18 protein-coding genes are annotated in these 16904 nt (G+C 69.1%); 11 read left to right on the top strand and 7 right to left on the bottom strand.

Features of this window, described 5'->3' with window-relative positions; all coding sequences use genetic code 11:
• The 7 genes from IAG44_RS18455 to IAG44_RS18430 all read left to right on the top strand — a co-directional run bounded on the left by IAG44_RS18455 (nt 1) and on the right by IAG44_RS18430 (nt 3001).
• Nucleotides 1–201, top strand: a complete 201-nt coding sequence (locus IAG44_RS18455; RefSeq protein ID WP_187748200.1) for a DUF397 domain-containing protein — start codon at nt 1–3, stop codon at nt 199–201.
• A 117-nt stretch (nt 202–318) separates the two neighbouring features.
• Nucleotides 319–528 (top strand): hypothetical protein, encoded by a 210-nt coding sequence (locus tag IAG44_RS43570; RefSeq protein WP_246561836.1) that lies wholly within the window; start codon nt 319–321, stop codon nt 526–528.
• Nucleotides 512–1033: a DUF6879 family protein gene (locus tag IAG44_RS18450; protein ID WP_187748199.1), complete on the top strand. Its 522-nt coding sequence runs from the start codon at nt 512–514 to the stop codon at nt 1031–1033. Before IAG44_RS43570 ends, IAG44_RS18450 begins: the two co-directional genes overlap by 17 nt.
• Nucleotides 1030–1860 (top strand): helix-turn-helix domain-containing protein, encoded by an 831-nt coding sequence (locus IAG44_RS18445; RefSeq protein WP_187748198.1) that lies wholly within the window; start codon nt 1030–1032, stop codon nt 1858–1860. The genes IAG44_RS18450 and IAG44_RS18445 overlap by 4 nt, the downstream gene beginning before the upstream one ends.
• A gap of 83 nt (nt 1861–1943) precedes the next feature.
• On the top strand, nt 1944–2114 hold the full coding sequence (locus IAG44_RS18440) for a hypothetical protein (protein WP_187748197.1): 171 nt from the start codon (nt 1944–1946) through the stop codon (nt 2112–2114).
• A gap of 115 nt (nt 2115–2229) precedes the next feature.
• Nucleotides 2230–2454 carry a DUF397 domain-containing protein gene (locus tag IAG44_RS18435; protein ID WP_187748196.1) on the top strand — a complete coding sequence of 75 codons (225 nt, stop codon included), beginning with the start codon at nt 2230–2232 and terminating at the stop codon, nt 2452–2454.
• 55 nt (nt 2455–2509) lie between these two features.
• The gene (locus IAG44_RS18430; protein ID WP_187748195.1) at nt 2510–3001 is read left to right on the top strand and encodes a hypothetical protein; all 492 of its coding nucleotides are present in this window, start codon (nt 2510–2512) and stop codon (nt 2999–3001) included.
• Here the strand turns inward: IAG44_RS18430 and IAG44_RS18425 are convergent.
• The gene (locus IAG44_RS18425; RefSeq protein ID WP_187748194.1) at nt 2989–4737 is read right to left on the bottom strand and encodes a C40 family peptidase; all 1749 of its coding nucleotides are present in this window, start codon (nt 4735–4737) and stop codon (nt 2989–2991) included. The genes IAG44_RS18430 and IAG44_RS18425 overlap by 13 nt on opposite strands.
• A 99-nt stretch (nt 4738–4836) precedes the next feature.
• On the opposite strand from IAG44_RS18425, the gene IAG44_RS18420 reads away from it, so the two are divergent.
• On the top strand, nt 4837–6039 hold the full coding sequence (locus IAG44_RS18420) for a cytochrome P450 (protein WP_187748193.1): 1203 nt from the start codon (nt 4837–4839) through the stop codon (nt 6037–6039).
• A 140-nt stretch (nt 6040–6179) separates the two neighbouring features.
• Here the strand turns inward: IAG44_RS18420 and IAG44_RS18415 are convergent, their stop codons facing one another.
• The 3 genes from IAG44_RS18415 to IAG44_RS18405 are packed head-to-tail and all read right to left on the bottom strand — an operon-like array spanning nt 6180 to nt 8929.
• Nucleotides 6180–6419 carry a hypothetical protein gene (locus IAG44_RS18415; protein ID WP_187748192.1) on the bottom strand — a complete coding sequence of 80 codons (240 nt, stop codon included), beginning with the start codon at nt 6417–6419 and terminating at the stop codon, nt 6180–6182.
• Between the two features lie 54 nt (nt 6420–6473).
• Nucleotides 6474–8042 carry an ABC transporter permease gene (locus tag IAG44_RS18410; protein WP_187748191.1) on the bottom strand — a complete coding sequence of 523 codons (1569 nt, stop codon included), beginning with the start codon at nt 8040–8042 and terminating at the stop codon, nt 6474–6476.
• The gene (locus tag IAG44_RS18405; RefSeq protein WP_187748190.1) at nt 8039–8929 is read right to left on the bottom strand and encodes an ABC transporter ATP-binding protein; all 891 of its coding nucleotides are present in this window, start codon (nt 8927–8929) and stop codon (nt 8039–8041) included. Before IAG44_RS18405 ends, IAG44_RS18410 begins: the two co-directional genes overlap by 4 nt.
• Before the next feature lie 73 nt (nt 8930–9002).
• On the opposite strand from IAG44_RS18405, the gene IAG44_RS18400 reads away from it, so the two are divergent.
• Nucleotides 9003–9497: a GbsR/MarR family transcriptional regulator gene (locus IAG44_RS18400; RefSeq protein ID WP_187748189.1), complete on the top strand. Its 495-nt coding sequence runs from the start codon at nt 9003–9005 to the stop codon at nt 9495–9497.
• 72 nt (nt 9498–9569) lie between these two features.
• On the opposite strand, the gene IAG44_RS18395 is transcribed toward IAG44_RS18400, so the two are convergent.
• Nucleotides 9570–11078, bottom strand: coding sequence for an APC family permease (locus IAG44_RS18395; RefSeq protein ID WP_187748188.1), 1509 nt, complete (start codon nt 11076–11078; stop codon nt 9570–9572).
• A 298-nt stretch (nt 11079–11376) separates the two neighbouring features.
• Nucleotides 11377–12660 (bottom strand): adenylosuccinate synthase, encoded by a 1284-nt coding sequence (locus IAG44_RS18390; protein ID WP_187748187.1) that lies wholly within the window; start codon nt 12658–12660, stop codon nt 11377–11379.
• 250 nt (nt 12661–12910) lie between these two features.
• Between IAG44_RS18390 and IAG44_RS18385 the strand changes: the two genes are divergently transcribed.
• Nucleotides 12911–14002, top strand: a complete 1092-nt coding sequence (locus IAG44_RS18385) for an acylglycerol kinase family protein (RefSeq protein ID WP_246561832.1) — start codon at nt 12911–12913, stop codon at nt 14000–14002.
• A gap of 257 nt (nt 14003–14259) precedes the next feature.
• Nucleotides 14260–16065 carry a bifunctional metallophosphatase/5'-nucleotidase gene (locus IAG44_RS18380; protein WP_187748185.1) on the top strand — a complete coding sequence of 602 codons (1806 nt, stop codon included), beginning with the start codon at nt 14260–14262 and terminating at the stop codon, nt 16063–16065.
• Nucleotides 16066–16170: 105 nt separating this feature from the next.
• On the opposite strand, the gene IAG44_RS18375 is transcribed toward IAG44_RS18380, so the two are convergent.
• On the bottom strand, nt 16171–16821 hold the full coding sequence (locus IAG44_RS18375; RefSeq protein WP_187748184.1) for a hypothetical protein: 651 nt from the start codon (nt 16819–16821) through the stop codon (nt 16171–16173).
• Between the last annotated feature and the right edge of the window lie 83 nt (nt 16822–16904).

Raw genomic sequence — 16904 nt, 5'->3', positions numbered from 1 at the left:
ATGAACCCGGTCCTGCACTGGCGCAAGTCCACGTACTCCGACGGAGGGGCGGGCGACACCTGCGTCGAGATAGCCGAACTCCCCCTCCGTGTAGCCGTACGCGACTCCAAACTCCCGGCCCGTGCCACCCTCTCCTTCCCGGCGGCTTCCTTCTCCGCCTTCGTGTCGGCCCTCAACTCAGGCGCACCGAAACGGGGTTGACAGACTGTTTATGCCAGCTCGGGAATATTCCGGAGTCGGCGTGGACCAGGGGTTCCGAACCTGCGTAACGTGACTCGGCAGTGGCTCCCCAGCGGAGCCGACGAGACTGGGGGTGCGATGGCTCGCAGTGAACTGACGCGACTCACCGGGGAACCCGGTGGACCCGACTGCAACGAAGACGATTGTCCGAACGTGTACCGCACGGCCAGCGGCTCCATCGTTGTCCAGGGGAACGTCTCTGCTGCCTTTCAGCCGCCTGCTGGCGAGGTTCTCGTGGAGATTCCGGAATCGGTACTCAGGGAGGCTGTACGTGTTCTTGGATGGTGAAGACTGGCGGAGGTTTTTCGACTCCTACGAGCGTACGGCGTGGCGGTTCGAGGCGCAGCCCACCTACACCATGCCGAACGAGGCGGAAAGCTTCGCTCGTTTTCTTCGGGGGGAGCCGGAGCCGGAGGGGCACAACGAGCGTTGGCACGGGCGGGTCCGAGGGTTCATTGAGTCCGGGCGTACCATCGGGCGGGTCCGGATCGTGCGCCAGCCACTCACGGACTATCAGCGCTACCAGTTTTCCTGGGGAATTCCCGGAAACATCCAGGCGGGCGAGGACATGCGTGTCCTGGATGTGACGCAGAACGACTACGGACTTCCCCTCTCCGGCACCGACTGGTGGATGTTCGACGAAACGCGGATTGTCCACCTGAACTACCGCCCGGACGGTACGCAGATCAACCGGGAGTTGTTCGAGGGTGATATCGCGCCCTATCTGGAGTGGCAGCAGATCGCCCTGGAGCATGCGGTTCCGTTCGCCGAGTACGTGAAAGATCTTGAGTGACCCTTGAACCCGAGGAACTGGGCCCGTCGAGAAGCGACCTGGCGGGAAAGCTCCGAGAGTTGCGCAAGCGAGCCGGCCTCACTGGGGACCGGCTCGCTCGGCGTTGCAACATGTCCCAGAGCCAGATCAGCAAGTTCGAAACCGGGAAGAAGGCGCCGACGCTCGTAGATGCCGAGCGCATCCTCAGGGCCCTCGATGCTTCGCCCGAAGACGTCGCGGAGGTCATGGCCCTCGCGCGCGTCGCGAACACCGAGTGGCAGGACAAACGATCCTCTTGGCGCCGGGGTATCGAGAAGCGGCAGGTCGAACTGGCCTCTCTGGAGTCCGAGTCAAGAGAACTCAGGTATTTCCTGCCCGCGATGATTACAGGGCTGCTTGCGACACCTGATTTGATTAAGGCGAGCCTGAGTCATGTGTCAGGTGATGTGTCGAGGACGGTGGCGAAAAAGCTGGAACGCCAGGCAGTCCTCTACGACACATCCAAGCAGTTCACCTTCCTCCTGACCGAACAAGCTGCCCGCTGGTCGATCATTCCGGCACCGGCCATGACAGTCCAGATCGACCACCTGGCCTCCCTGTCCCGCCTTCCGAACATTCGCATGGGAGTCATCCCGATCGGGACGCTCATGCCCCGGGGCCCCATGAACACCTTCACGGTCTACGACGAACGCCTCGTCACCGTCGAGAACTTCACCGGCCGAATGGTTTTCCGGGACGCGCGGGACATTTCCGAACACCTGGCCGTGTTCTCCGAATTCGAACGCCATGCGCGATTCGGCGACGAGGCGAGGAATCTCCTTCGGGAATGGTCGGACGCTTACCGGTGATCTTTATTCCGGAACGGAAATAAGGTCTGTTTCGCTCTCGTCATTGCCTAACCTTGGGGCACCGCAGATTCCAAGGGGAGAAAATGTCGTACGAACCACAGAACTACCCGCTGCCCGAGCCGTCCCCCGTTCCCGGCTGCTCCGAATGCCTGTCCTTCGTGACAGCGAGACGGAACGCGCGGTCGACGCATGACTACAGCGCTGTGACGGACGCGAACGTCCTGCTGCGCAGGCACCTCGCCGAGGCGCACTGAGGCCGACGTCCTCCGTCCCCTTCCGCTCCCCTCAACTCCCGTCCAGTGCACGGCATTTGGACGGCGGCGGCCCGATCAGTGGCCGTGTCCCAGTCGAGCTGGAAGGTGTACGACGATGCTGGACGGAACCGATCTCTACGCACTTGACATCAGCGCGGCCTCTTTCGTGAAGGCGTGCGGCGGCCCCTGCTCCGAGGGCTGTGTCACCCTCGCCCGCATCGGCACCGACGCCTGGGCCCTGGCCGACAGCAAGCGCCCCGACGCGCGGCCCCTGCGCTTCACGACCGCCGAACTCGACGCGGCCGGCATCGACCCGGCCCGCTTCGGGATCGGCGTCTGACCTGAACGGGGTCCGGGCCCCTCGCGAGCCCGGACCCCCTCGACGGGATCAACTCATGCACTATCACGGCTACTTGTGGACCGGCTCCAAAGACCGTTTCGACGACGAAGCCCTCCGACGGCCCCCGCACCCCGAACCACCGCCCACCCCCTTGCCGAACGACCTCGCCGGACAACGCCTCCTGCACCGATACCGAGAAGTCGCCGCCGAGTTTCCCACGTCCGACCTCCCGCCCATCGAACCCGCCCACTGGCTCCTCAAGCCGAAGTCCGTGGTCCAGGGCACCTGGACCGACCCCGAGGAGATCACTGCCTGGCTCGCTCGCCAACTGACCGAGTACGCACCTCGGTTCGCTTCGGACCGGCACCGAACTGCCGCGCAACAGCACGCGCTGGTCGACTCCGCCGCCGCGCGACTCCGAGCCGGAAACGACATCGCACTCGGCTTCTATCTGGAGCGCCCCGCCTATCTTCACCTCGCCCTGATCGTCTGCTCCCCGAACAGTTCGCGCCCTGAACTCCCGTGCCCCGCACCTCAGATGCGATGAACCGTATGCAGCGTCCGCGCATACGTCCCCGTCCCGTCCAGCAGCGACGCCCCGCCCAGGTCGGACATCGTCGGCCCGTTGACCGTCTTGCGGCTGGAGACGAACCGGCGCCGGTCGTCGGCGTCGAGGCCGAGGTAGATGCCGACGTGGTCGACGGTCGCGCTGGTCGTGTCGTCGCCGGAGTCGGCGTTGAAGAGGACGAGGTCGCCCGGTTGGAGCAACTCCGCGGAGGGAGGGGCCGCGCCGTCGGTGCGGGCGACGCGGACGCCGGGGGAGTGGTCGGCCATGTCGCGGGACGTGCGGGGGAGGCGTAGTCCTGAGGTATCGGCGGACGCCGCCAGCGGAACCCCTAGGTGATACCCGTAGACCATGCGCGTGTAGCCGGAGCAGTCGAGGTTGCCGGTCTGCCGCGGGGACGGACCCGTGTACGCCCCGTCCTCGAACGTCCAGCCCGTACCCATGTACTCGTGGAAGTCCGCGCCCTCGTACCGGTACCCCCGGTCATCCAAGTACCCGTACCCCGCCTCGCCCAGCACCTGCTTCCCCGCCGCCTGCCCCGCCCCCGCCGTCACGGCAGGAGCCCCACCGAGGAACATCGCCGCGTACGCGAGCGCGTCCGGTGCCAGGGAACCGATCGACTCCCGGACGACACGCTCCAGTTCCGGCGTCCAGACGCCGTCGTACGGCGAGGGGAGCAGCCGCACCCAGTCGTCGTGAGTGACGGACGGGGGCGCGGCCCAGCTCGCCGCGTCCACCTGGAAACGGGAGACCTGGAGGGTCACGGGCAGGTTCGCGCAGCCCTCGTTGGCGAGGGCCCGCAGACCGACGCGCCCCTTCGTGAACGCCGAGTCCGTCACGTCCACCGCCCACGCGGACGGCTCCGGGGACGCCGTGCGCCACGCCTTCACCCGTATGCGGTCACTCTCACGTCGTACCCGGATCGTCCAGTCCGTGCGCGCCGGGACACCCGTAGCGAGGTCCATCGCGGGAGCCAGCGCGGTGACCGTGTCCGCGACCTCCTTCTCGACGCGCAGCTGGACCGCTCCCGTGGTGAGGAAGGAGAGCCGGGCCCGGTAGTGGTTGTGCGTGTCCTGGTAGCCGAAGGAGAGCGCGTACGAACACGCCTGCCCGGTCGGCACCTTGTCGAAGCGGGCCGTGGCCCGGACGTCGACGTCGGCCACCTCGCCGTCGCGCAGGGTGGCGTGGCGGCTGGCGTAGTCGGTCGTGAGAGCTACGAGTCCCAGTCCCGGCGTCACCGAGAAGTCCGCGTCCACGGGACCGGTCGTAGACCAGCTACCCCCTCCGGGGGAGGTACCCCAGTACGACCTGCTCGCCTCCGGCAGCGTCAGATCCGGCAGCGTCCGCTGGAAGACGTCGGCGAACGGTCTCTTGTTCTCCAGGAACGTCCGACGCGGCCCCTTGAGGACGACCGTCCGCGCGCCCCGCGTCAGTACCGCCACGCGTCTCCCGCCGGCCGACACCTCGGTCCGCTCCGGCGTCCCGGGCAGCTCGGTCGCGGTGAGCGCGGCCCCGAAGGTCACCGGCGTGAAGTAGGAGGCGTCGAGCGCGGCGAAGGTCACGGAGGAGCGTGGCGAGGCCAGGCCGGGCGGCACGGACTCCGACGCGCCAACGGCCTTGACGGGCACGGCGGTTGAGCCGACGAGGGGGACGGCCACGGCGGTCGCGGCGCTTGCGGCGAAGGCGGTCAGGAGGCCCCGGCGGGTGGGTTCGGTCATGCGGGACATGATCCCGGCCGACCCGGTGTCGCCGGAAGCGATGACCGCGTCGGCGAGACCCCCCTGGTCAGCGGCCGTTTTCCGGGCTAGCGTCCCGCCATGGCAGCCTTCGACCCCTGGGACCCGGCGTTCCTCGCCGACCCGTACCCCGCGTACGCCGAACTGCGTGAGCGGGGGCGGGTGATCCACTACGAGCCCACGAACCAGTGGCTCGTGCCCCACCACGCGGACGTCTCGGCGCTGCTGCGGGACCGGCGGCTCGGGCGGACCTATCTGCACCGGTACGAGCACGACGACTTTGGACGCACCCCGCCGCCTGCCGAGCACGAGCCGTTCCACACGCTCAACGACCACGGCATGCTGGACCTCGAACCGCCGGACCACACCCGCATCCGGCGCCTCGTCTCAAAAGCCTTCACCCCGCGCACGGTTGACCGGCTCAGGCCGTATGTCACGCGGCTCGCCGGGGAGTTGGTCGACCAGCTCGTCGAGAAGGGCGGCGGCGATCTGCTCACCGACATCGCCGAGCCGCTGCCCGTCGCCGTCATCGCCGAGATGCTGGGCATCCCCGAGGGGGACCGGGCGCCGCTGCGGCCCTGGTCGGCGGCCATCTGCGGGATGTACGAGCTGAACCCGTCCGAGGAGACGGCGCGGGAAGCGGTGCGGGCCTCCGTCGAATTCTCCGAGTATCTGCGGGAGTTGATCGCGGTCCGGCGCAACGAGCCCGGCGACGACCTGATTTCGGGACTCATCGCCGCCCACGACGAGGGCGACCGGCTCACCGAGCAGGAGATGATCTCCACCGCCGTCCTGCTCCTCAACGCCGGACACGAGGCGACCGTCAACGCCACGGTGAACGGCTGGAACGCGCTCTTCCACCACCCGGACCAGCTCGCCGCCCTGCGCGCCGACCACTCCCATGTCCCCGGCGCGGTCGAGGAGTTGATGCGGTACGACACCCCGCTCCAGCTCTTCGAGCGCTGGGTGCTGGACGACATCGAGATCGACGGCGTCACCGTCCCCCGGGGTGCCGAAGTCGCCCTGCTCTTCGGATCCGCGAACCACGACCCCGCCGTCTTCGACGCCCCCGACCGGCTCGACCTGCGGCGCACCGACAACCCGCACATCTCCTTCAGCGCCGGGATCCACTACTGCATCGGCGCCCCGCTGGCACGCATCGAGCTGGCGGCCTCCCTGACGGCCCTCCTGGAGAAGGCACCCACCCTGCGCCTCGCACGCGAGCCACGCCGCAAACCGGCCTTTGTCATCAGGGGGTTGGAAGGGTTGGACGTCGAGATCTGAGACGCGCGGCGCCCGGCCACCGCCCCGGGGCACGCTTGCTGATGAGCCTTGCCGACGTCACCGCCCAAGGCTCTCGGCGCGCTCGGCCGCCCCCGCCAACGCGCCCCCGCCAACGCGCCCCCGCTTCAACGCGCTCCCGCTCAGCCACCCTTGCCCCGCCAACGCCTCCTGAGCCCCAACACCGTTGCCCACACCAGCAGTCCACCCGCCGTCCCGCCCAGGACGGCCAACGGCAGCTCGGCGTACAGGACACTCCAGTCGGCGAAGTCCTCGAACCGGTAGAAGCGTCGGCGGACGTCGACCGACCACAGCGCGAGCCCCGCCCCCGCGCCGCCGACGGCCAGCAAACACCCCGCCGCGTCCCGCCCGTTGCCCTTCATAAGGGCAACGACGTGAACGCGGCGGACACGGTTCCTGTCGGCGCGCACCCGGCGTCAGGTGCTCAAGTCCCGTCGCCGCAGCCCCAGTAGCCCACCGGCCACCAACACCCCGGCAAGCAGCAGGAGCAGCCCGACAGGCCCCCAAGTCATCGATCCACCGGGCAACTTGGGCAGATGCCCGAACGGCGAGAGATCCAGCACGAGTTGAGGCACGTCGAGCGCCGGCCCCACCCACCCGACGAGCAGTGCCGCACCGGCGACACCCCAACTCGCCATCGCGAACCGGGGAACGGCCCCCGCCAGCAGCACCGCCACCCCGCCGATCACCCACACCCCCACGACCTGCACGAGACAGGCCGCCAGAATCGCCCCGGGCCGCTGCCCGTACCCGACGGCGAACCCCACCCCCGCGAGCAGCATGATGAACACCGCCCCGCCGAAGGCGATCAGCAGATGCCCGGCGGCCCACCGCACCCGGCCGACCGCGCTCGCGAGCACCGGTTCCGCCCGCCCGGACGTCTCCTCGGCGTGCAGCCGCAGCACCGACGAGACGACGTACAGCGCGGCGACGAGGCCCATGATCCCGATCATCGAGGCGAGGAAGGCGTCGGTCAGCCCCGACTGCCCGCCCATCCGCTCGAAGATCTCCCGCGTCCGCTCGTTGTCCCCGACGAGATCGGCGACCCCGTCGGTCAGCCCGCCGAACACCACGCCGGCGAGCAGGAATCCGAGCCCCCACCCGAACACGCCGCCCCGCTGCAACCGCCAGGCCAGCGCCCCGGCGGTGCCGAGCTTCCCGACGGCGGGACCGGGCCGGGCCGGCAGAAAGCTCATCCCGACGTCCCGCCTCCCGGCGAGCACGTACGCCAGCACCCCCTGCACGGCGGCGGCCCCCGCGAACAGCCCGAGCACCCACCACCGTTCACCGGCGAACGGCCGCAGATTCTCCAGCCACCCCAACGGCGAGACCCACGTCAGAACTGACGAACCGTCATGCGTGGCGGCATCCCCGGCGGCCCGCAGCACATACGCCAGACCGAGCACCGAGGCCGTCAACCCCCGCGCCAGACGGGCACTTTCGGTGAGCTGGACGACGACGGCTGCGAGCGTCGCGAACACCGCCCCGACGCCCGCGAGCCCGAGTCCGAAGGCCAGCGCGCCGGAGACGCCCTGCCCCGCGAGCCCGCCCGCGACCAGCAGCCCGAGCGCACCGCTTGCGACACCCGAGGCGAGCAGCGCCGACGTGAGGGCCGCCCGGCGGCCCACCATCCCGGCGGAGACGAGTTCCTGACGGCCCGTCTCCTCTTCCTCGCGGGTGTGCCGCACGACGACCAGCAGCGCGGTCGTGGCGGCGAGCGCCCCCACGAAGACGCCGACGCGCCAGGCGGTGAGCGCGCCCAGGGAGTCCCCGAAGAGCGGTCCGATGAGGGAGCGGAAGGAGGAGTTGGTCTCCAACTGCGCCAGCAGATCGGCTCGTTCGGCCCGCGTGGCGTACAGGCTCTTCAGCGTGCCCGGCATCGACAGGACCATCAGCGCGCTGACCGCCACCCACACCGGGATCATCAGCCGGTCACGGCGGAGCGCGAACCGTAGAAGTACCCCTGTTCCGGCGAGAGTTGTCATCGCGCGTCCTCGTAGTGCCGCAGGAACATCTCCTCCAGCGTGGGCGGGGCCGACGTCAGCGACCGCACCCCCGACTCGCTCAACGCCTTGAGCACGGAGCCGAGTTGTTCCGTCTCGACCTGGAGACGGACCCGGTTGCCCTGCACGTCCAGGTCATGGACGCCGGGCAGGCCGCCCAACCCGTTGACGGGACCGGCGAGTTCGGCGCTGACGCTGGTGCGGGTGAGGTGGCGCAGGTCGGCCAGTGACCCGCTCTCGACGGTCCGTCCCTGCCGGACGATGCTGACGCGGTCGCACAACTCCTCGACCTCGCTGAGGATGTGGGAGGAGAGCAGCACGGTGCGGCCGCGCTCGCGCTCCTCGCGCACGCAGCGCTGGAAGACCTCCTCCATCAGGGGGTCGAGTCCGGACGTAGGCTCGTCGAGGATCAGCAGGTCGACGTCCGCGGCGAACGCGGCGACCAGTGCGACCTTCTGCCGGTTGCCCTTCGAGTAGGTGCGGCCCTTCTTCGTCGGGTCCAGCTCGAAGCGGTCGATCAGGTCGGCGCGTCGGCGCGCGTCGAGCCGTCCGCCGCGCAGTCTGCCGTACAGGTCGATGACCTCGCCGCCGGAGAGGTCGCGCCAGAGGGTGACGTCGCCGGGGACGTACGCGATGCGGCGGTGGAGTTCGACCGCGTCGTGCCACGGGTCGCCACCGAGCAGGCGGGCGGTGCCGGAGTCGGCGCGCAGCAGGCCGAGCAGGACTCGGATGGCGGTGGACTTTCCGGCGCCGTTGGGGCCGAGGAAACCGTGTACCTCGCCGGTCTCCACCCTCAGGTCTAATCCGTCCAGGGCATGGGTGAGGCCGAAGGACTTGTGCAGTCCGGAGACCTCGATGGCGGTCGTCATGGTTCAGAACGTACGCTTCTTTCAGAAATTTGTGAAGTTCATGAATGATCCGAAGCCTGGGTAGGGTGGTGGCATGGACGAAACAGCAGGTGGGCGGGACCCCGCAGCCGTGTCGAAGTTCGTCGAGTCCTTCGCGGCGCAGCTCGCCGGCGCGGGGATGCAGCGCATGGCGGCCCGGATCTTCGCGGCGCTGCTCGCCTCCGACGAGGGCGTGCTCACCTCCGCCGAACTGGGCGAACGGCTTCAGGTGAGCCCGGCGGCGGTGTCCGGCGGGGTGCGCTATCTGGCGGAGCAGTACATGGTGACGCGCGAGCGGGAGCCGGGTTCGCGGCGGGAGCGCTACCGGGTGAGCGGCAACCAGTGGTACGAGGCGCTGGCCAACCGCGATTCCGTGCTGCGTCGTTGGGAGGTGTCGTTGCGCGAGGGCGTCGACAGCCTCGGGGCCGACACGCCCGCCGGGCGCCGGATGGCGGAGACGCTGGCCTTCTTCGAGTTCACCGAGGTGGAGCTCGCGGCGATGATGGAACGCTGGCGGGTGTACCGGGAGCGGGAGTTCGGGCAGGGGTGACGGTGCGGTCGCTGAACTGAGGGTTGACCAAAGGGGCTTGACGACCTGTCAGTTCAGCGAAGTGACGAGCCGTCAGCGTTCCTTCGTCTCCTCCAGCACCGTCCGCCCCAGCAGCGCGTACCGCTGCGGTGAACGCCGCTTCAGGTACTGGGCGAAGGCGACCCCGCCGAGCGCCACGCACGCCACCAGCCACGGCGTCGCCTTCAGCAGCGGCGAGCCCGACTCCGGGCCCGCCGCGACCCCCATGTTGGACACCAGGAGTACGACGACGGCGAGCATCGCGAGCCCACCGACGAGCGGCGCGGTGAACGTCCGGAACCAGTGCCGGCTCTCGGGGTGGTGGGAGCGGAAGTAGACCAGCACCGCGAACGAGCACACCGCCTGGACGATCAGGATCGCCATCGTGCCGAGGATGGCGAGCAGGACGTACGTACCGGTGTACGGGTCCTTCCCGGCGAGCCAGAACGCGCCGATGAGCACGGCGGAGACGACGGTCTGGACGAGCCCCGCGATGTGCGGGGAGCCGTGGCGGGGGTGCGTACGACCCGTAGTCCTCTGGAGGTAGGGGACGACACCCTCACGGCCGAGGGCGTACAGGTAGCGGGCGGCGCAGTTGTGGAAGGCCATGCCGCACGCGAGCGAGCCGGTGATCATCAGCCACTGCATGACGACGACGGCCCAGTGGCCGACGTACTGCTCGGTGGGGTCGAAGAACAGGGCGAGCGGGTTGTCGGTGGCGACCTTCACGGCGTTGCGCTCGCCGACGCCGCTGATCGCCATCCAGGAGACGAAGACGTAGAAGACGCCGACGCCGAGGACGCTGATCATCGTCGCCTTGGGGATGATCCGCTTCGGGTCGCGGGACTCCTCCCCGTACATCGCGGTCGACTCGAAGCCGACCCACGACCAGAACGCGAAGAAGAGGCCGAGGCCGGCCGAGGTGCCCTGGAAGGCGTTCACGGGGTTGACCGGGTCGAGCGAGAAGCCGTCCGGGCCGCCACCGTGGAAGAGGACCGAGACCGCCATCGCGGCCAGCACGGTCACCTCGGTGGCCAGCAGGACGACGAGCAGCTTCTCGGCGACCGAGACGCCGAACCAGGTGCCGAGCGCGTTGACGCCGAGCATCAGCACCGCGAACGCCCACCACGGGATGTGAAGTCCCGTCTGGTCCTTGAGAGTTGACGTCGCGAACGAGGAGAAGATGCCGATCAGCGCCGGCTCGAAGACGACGTACGCGAAGGTCGCGAGGAGCCCCGAGGCGAGGCCGACGGTCCGGCCGAGGCCGTACGAGATGAACCCGTAGAACGCGCCCGTCGACGTGATGTGCCGGGCCATCGCCGTGAAGCCGACCGAAAAGATTCCCAGGACGACCATTGCGACGAGGTAGCTCGCGGGGGCGCCGATCCCGTTGCCCGCGGACACGATGAACGGCACGTTGCCCGTCATCGCGGTGATCGGCGCGGCCGTCGCGACCGCCATGAACACCACGCCCAACAACCCGACGGCGTTGGGTTTCAGCCGGTGAACCGTCCCCGCCCCACCCGTCCCCGTCGCCGGTGCGACGCCCTCGTCCACTGCCATCGGGTGCCCCTCTCCCTGCCGGTAGCTGTCCTTGGCTGTATCGGCCCTCGGAGGAGAATGCTGTAGCCCGAATGAGTCGGGCAAGAGGCGTGCGAGGTTAAATATGCGTCAACCAGACCTTTGTGTGGCTGTCCGCTCCTCGGGAACTCGGCCCGCTCCAGGAGCCGTTGGGTCAGGAGTCGTTGGGCTTGCTCCCGCCCGGCGAGCGCGCCACGCACCGGCAATGACCGGCGTTCGCGCATACGCCGAGGCCGGCCCTCCCCGGACGGGAGAGCCGGCCTCGTGTCGAACTGCCGTGTCAGATGAACGAGTTGATCTCGATCGTCTCGTCGCGGCCCGGGCCGACGCCGATCGCGGAGATCGGGGCGCCGGACATGTCCTCCAGCGCCTTCACGTACGCCTGCGCGTTCTTCGGGAGGTCGGCGAAGGTCTTGGCCTTCGTGATGTCCTCCGACCAGCCGGGCAGGGTCTCGTAGATGGGCTTGGCGTGGTGGAAGTCCGACTGGGAGTACGGGAGTTCCTCGACGCGCTTGCCGTCGATCTCGTACGCGACGCAGACCGGGATCTGCTCCCAGCCGGTGAGGACGTCGAGCTTGGTGAGGAAGAAGTCGGTGAGGCCGTTGACGCGCGTCGCGTACCGGGCGATCACCGCGTCGAACCAGCCGCAGCGCCGGTCACGGCCGGTCGTCACGCCCCGCTCGCCGCCGATCCGGCGCAGCGCCTCGCCGTCCGCGTCGAACAGCTCCGTCGGGAACGGGCCCGCACCCACTCGTGTGGTGTAAGCCTTGAGGATGCCGATGACCCGGCTGATCTTCGTCGGACCCACGCCCGCGCCCGTGCAGGCGCCGCCCGCGGTCGGGTTGGACGAGGTGACGAAGGGATACGTGCCGTGGTCGATGTCCAGCAGCGTGCCCTGGCCGCCCTCGAAGAGGACCACCTTGTCGTCCTCCAGAGCCTGGTTCAGCACCAGGACCGTGTCGGCGACGTAGGGGGCCAGCTTGTCGGCGTAACCCAGAAGTTCCTCAACCACCTGAGCCACCGAGATGGCCCTGCGGTTGTAGAGCTTGGTGAGGATCTGGTTCTTGACGTCGAGCGCCGCCTCGACCTTCTGGGTGAGGATCGACTCGTCGTACAGGTCCTGCACCCGGATGCCCACACGGTTGATCTTGTCCGCGTACGTCGGACCGATGCCGCGGCCCGTCGTACCGATCTTCCGCTTGCCGAGGAAGCGTTCCGTCACCTTGTCGACGGTCACGTTGTACGGCGTGATGATGTGAGCGTTTCCGCTGATCAGGAGCTTGGACGTGTCGACGCCGCGCTCGTTCAGACCGCTCAGCTCGGAGAGCAGGACCGACGGGTCGACGACGACGCCGTTGCCGATGACCGGCGTACAGCCGGGGGAGAGAATCCCGGAAGGGAGGAGGTGGAGGGCGTACTTCTGGTCGCCCACGACCACCGTGTGGCCGGCGTTGTTACCACCCTGGTAACGGACCACGTAGTCGACGGAGCCGCCAAGCAGGTCCGTCGCCTTTCCCTTGCCTTCGTCACCCCACTGAGCACCGAGCAGCACAAGTGCGGGCACGCGCGTACACCCCTTCCGGGCGGGGCAGACCCAAGGTCAGGGGCGTACGCGGCACGGCCCTGTGCCTCGTACCCCGGCGATCGCTGTTCGGTCGCCGGCAGCCGTCGTACGGCCGCTACCCGTCGGACCCGGATGCCCCGGAATAGACGAAGCCCCTGGCGCAATAGCGCAAGGGGCTCTTGCACAAAGATGCTACCCGAGGAAGCGAGGCAGGACCGAGGTGGCGACTTTCGCGACTTCCGATTTCGCGGTGTCCGATCAGCTGCTGGTGGTCATCGACCCGGTTGCCCGGAAGACCGACGGTGAATCCGTGCGCATCGTGAAGGATGTCCTGAGCGCCGGGGCGGCGACGAAGGTATGCCTTCCCGAAGATCACGACGAATTCGCTCGCGCGCTGACCCGTAGGGGCTCCCGTAGACCTGTGGTCGTAGGGGACGACCGGGCGCTGCTGCGGGCGGTCTCCCTGCTGCACCGGCGGCGGGAGCTGGACGCGTGCGTGCTGTCCGTGGTGCCGGTGGGGGGCGCGGTCTCCGTCGCGCGCTCCCTGGGGATCCCGACCGACGCCGTCGCGGCGGCGCGGGCGGTGCTCGACGGGGTGGAGAGGCGGGTGGACGTGCTGGTCGACGAGAGCGACGGGGTGGTGGTGGGGGCGCTTCGGATCCCGCCGGGGGCGATGGGGGCGGCGGGTGCGGACGGCCTTGGCGGCGCCGGGGACGGCGGAGGTGCCGGACGCGGCGGGGACGCCGGGGGCGGCGAGGGCGGCGAGGGGCGTGCGGGGTACGGCGGGCTCGGGCGGTGGGGGTACGGGGTGTACGGGGCCCCTGAGGGGGACGACGGGGGCAGGGGGGCCGGGGGCTACCAGGGGCCTAGGGGTACTCGGGGGCCGGCCGGCCGGCAGGGACCGTGGGCTACGGACCGGCAGGGACCGGGGTCTACGGGTATCACAGGGGCCGACGGCGAGGTCTCCGCCGCCCGGCGCTGGCGTCGCACCTGTAGCTCCCTGGTACGGGCCCTCGTCCCCTCCCGGGAGGGTCCCGCGCCGGCGCCGCCCGGTCCCTTCCGGCTGCGCGTCGAGGTCGACGGGAAGGTCCTCGTCGATCTGGACCAGCCCCTGGAGGCGGTCTCCGTGACTCCCGGCGCCTCCGGCACGGCCGCCGTCGAGGTCCGCCCCGCCTCCGTGGGCGCCGAGGCGTCCCCGCTCGTGGCGTACGGGGGCGTGGTGACCGTCTCCGGCGGCGACTTCCGCTACGGCGCCGACGCGGCCGTCGCGGGCCCGGTCCGGACCCGGACCTGGCGGGTACGGGAAGGTGCGCTGGGGGTGGTGGTGCCGGGGGCGGGGTGAGCCGTCAAGAGGCGGGACGGCGGGACGGCGGGACGACGGGGCTGCGGGACGGCGAGGCTGAAGGGCTGCGGGCCCGCGGTGGACGCGAACCCGCCCCGCCGACCGCCCGCCACTCAACGTGCCGGGCCAATCACCGCCCCGAATCCCATCCTTGACCCGTCCATGGCCAACTCCTGGTTCCGTCCCGAAGTCGGGGGCCGCAAACATCTACGCGGGTAGTCATACCCGTACCCCTCGCGCGCTCCTGGAGCCCCCTCATGCCCAAGTCCCCCTTGAACCGACGCCAGTTCATGCAGAAGTCGGCCGTCACCGGTGCCGCGGTCGCCGCCGCGGGGGCGGTGGGGGCGCCGGCCGCGCAGGCGGCGCAGCGGCACAAGTGCCGCACGAAGACGTGGTCGTTCTCCATCCTGGGTACGACGGACCTGCACAGCCACGTCTTCGACTGGGACTACTACAAGGACGCGGCGTACAGCGACACCAAGGGGAATTCCGTAGGGGTAGCCCGGGTCGCGACCCTGATCAAACAGCAGCGGGAGGCGAAGGGCGAGGAGAGAGTCCTGCTCGTCGACGCCGGCGACATCATCCAGGGCACGTCACTCGCGTACTACTTCGCCCGTGTCGCGCCGATCACGGAAAAGGGCGGCCCGAAACACCCGATGGCCGTCGCGATGAACCACATGCGGTACGACGCCGCCGCGCTCGGAAACCACGAGTTCAACTACGGCATCGACACCCTGCGTAAATTCGAGAAGCAGTGCCGTTTCCCGCTGCTCGGCGCCAACGCCCTCGACGCGAAAACGCTGAAGCCCGCTTTCCAGCCGTACACCGTGAAACGCATCCGCGTTCCCGGAGCACCGGACATCAAGGTCGGGATCCTCGGCCTCACGAACCCCGGAATCGCCCTGTGGGACAAGGACAACGTCGGCGGGAAAATGGTCTTCCCCGGCCTCGTGGAGCAGGCGAGGAAATTCGTGCCCCGGCTGCGCGCCCTCGGCTGCGACGTCGTCTTCCTCACCGACCACTCCGGCCTGGACGGCTCCTCCTCGTACGGCGACGAGCTGCCGTACGTCGAGAACGCCTCGAACCTCGTCGCCCAGCAGGTGCCCGGCATCGACGCGATCCTCGTCGGCCACACGCACGTCGAGGTGCCGTCGTACACCGTGACGAACGAGGAGACCGGCGAGGACGTCCTCCTCTCCGAGCCCTATTGCTGGGGTTACCGGCTGAGCGTGTTCGACTTCGAGGTCGAATTGGTGCGCGGGCAGTGGAAGGTCACCAAGAAGACCGCCACCACCCTCAACCCGAACGGCGTCGAAGAGGACCCGGAGATCAGGAAACTCCTCGAAGCCGACCACGAACTGGTCGTCAAGTACGTCAACACCTCGGTCGGCACCTGTACCGCCGATCTCTCGGCCGCCGATTCCTGCTGGAAGGACGTGCCGATCATGGACTTCATCCACCAGGTCCAGATGGACAGCGTGAAAGCGGGCCTTTCCGCCGCCGACGCCGCACTCCCGCTCATTTCCGTGGCCGCGCCGTTCAGCCGCACCGCCGATATTCCGCAGGGTTCGGTCACCATCAAGGACATCGCCGGGCTCTACATCTACGACAACACCCTGTACGGGAAGAAGCTCACCGGCGTACAGCTCAAGGACTACCTGGAGTACGCCGCGAAGTACTACCACCAGGTGCCGAGCGGCACGAAGGTCGACACCGCGACCCTCACCAACGCCAACAGCTTCTGGGACTACATGTACGACACCGCCGCCGGCGTCGGCTACGAGATCGACATCGCCCAGCCGGAGGGGTCCCGGATCAAGAACCTCACGTACGCGGGGAAGCCGGTCGAGGGCGACCAGGTGTTCGTCGTCGCGGTCAACAACTACCGGGCGAACGGCGGTTCGGGGTACCCGCACATCGCCGCCGCCGAGATCGCGTACAGCTCCACCGACGAGATCCGGCAGCTGATGATCGACTACGTGACCGCGAAGAAGACGCTCGACCCGGCGGACTTCGCGGACGTCAACTGGAAGCTCACGCAGAACGGGACGCCGGTCTTCTGAGCCGCGAGCCCCGCTTAGCGGGCTTCGGCGCCGAGAGCGAGCCGACCCGGGTCATGAACCGGGAGGACCTGGCGCGAGGTCTCTCCCGGTTCACGTGCACCGGCCTCAGCTGAACACGATCATCGAGCCCTGCGCCAGACTCCGCGTCGCCGCCGCGTGCAGCCCGAGCCAGACGTGCCGCTCCCGCGCGAACGGGCTCGGGTCGTACGGCGCAGGCACGGCCGGCTCCTCCAACTCCGTGGGCGCGGACGGGGGCTGCGGGGGCGCCGGCGGGTTCGCGGGGTCGATGCCGATCGACGGCGCGACGTACTCCAGCTCCCGCAGCAGCGCCTGCGACGAACCCAACGGGCCACCGCCGGCGAGCAGTTCGTCGTTGGACAGCGGCGCCGGGAAGTCCACCGGCACGTACGCGCCCGCGTGGTCGTAGTGCCACACCAGGTGCGACTGCTGCGCGGTCCCCTCGAACATCTCCAGCAACTGCTCGTAGTCCCCGCCCAGTTCACCGACCGGGGTCACCGGGAGGCCGCACACCTGCAACAGGTAGACGCGGCGCAGGAAATGCAGCGCGTCGTAGTCGAAGCCGGCCACCGGGGCGACCTCGCCGGACAGGCCCGGCATGTACTGGTACACCGGCACCGGCGGGAGTCCGCTCTCGGCGAGCACGGCGTTGTACTGCGCGAGTTCGTCCGCGAACGGGTTGTCGGGGGTGTGGCACAGGACGTCCACGAGCGGTACCAGCCACAGGTCACAGGCCAAAGAAATGCTCCTCGTTCGAAAGGTCGCCACGGCCGTACGGGTATTACGGGTACTACGGGTATTACGGGTCCTACGTCACTCAG

Source organism: Streptomyces roseirectus (assembly GCF_014489635.1).
GTDB classification, from domain to species: Bacteria; Actinomycetota; Actinomycetes; order Streptomycetales; family Streptomycetaceae; genus Streptomyces; species Streptomyces roseirectus.
This window is presented reverse-complemented; position numbering and strand designations above follow the sequence as displayed.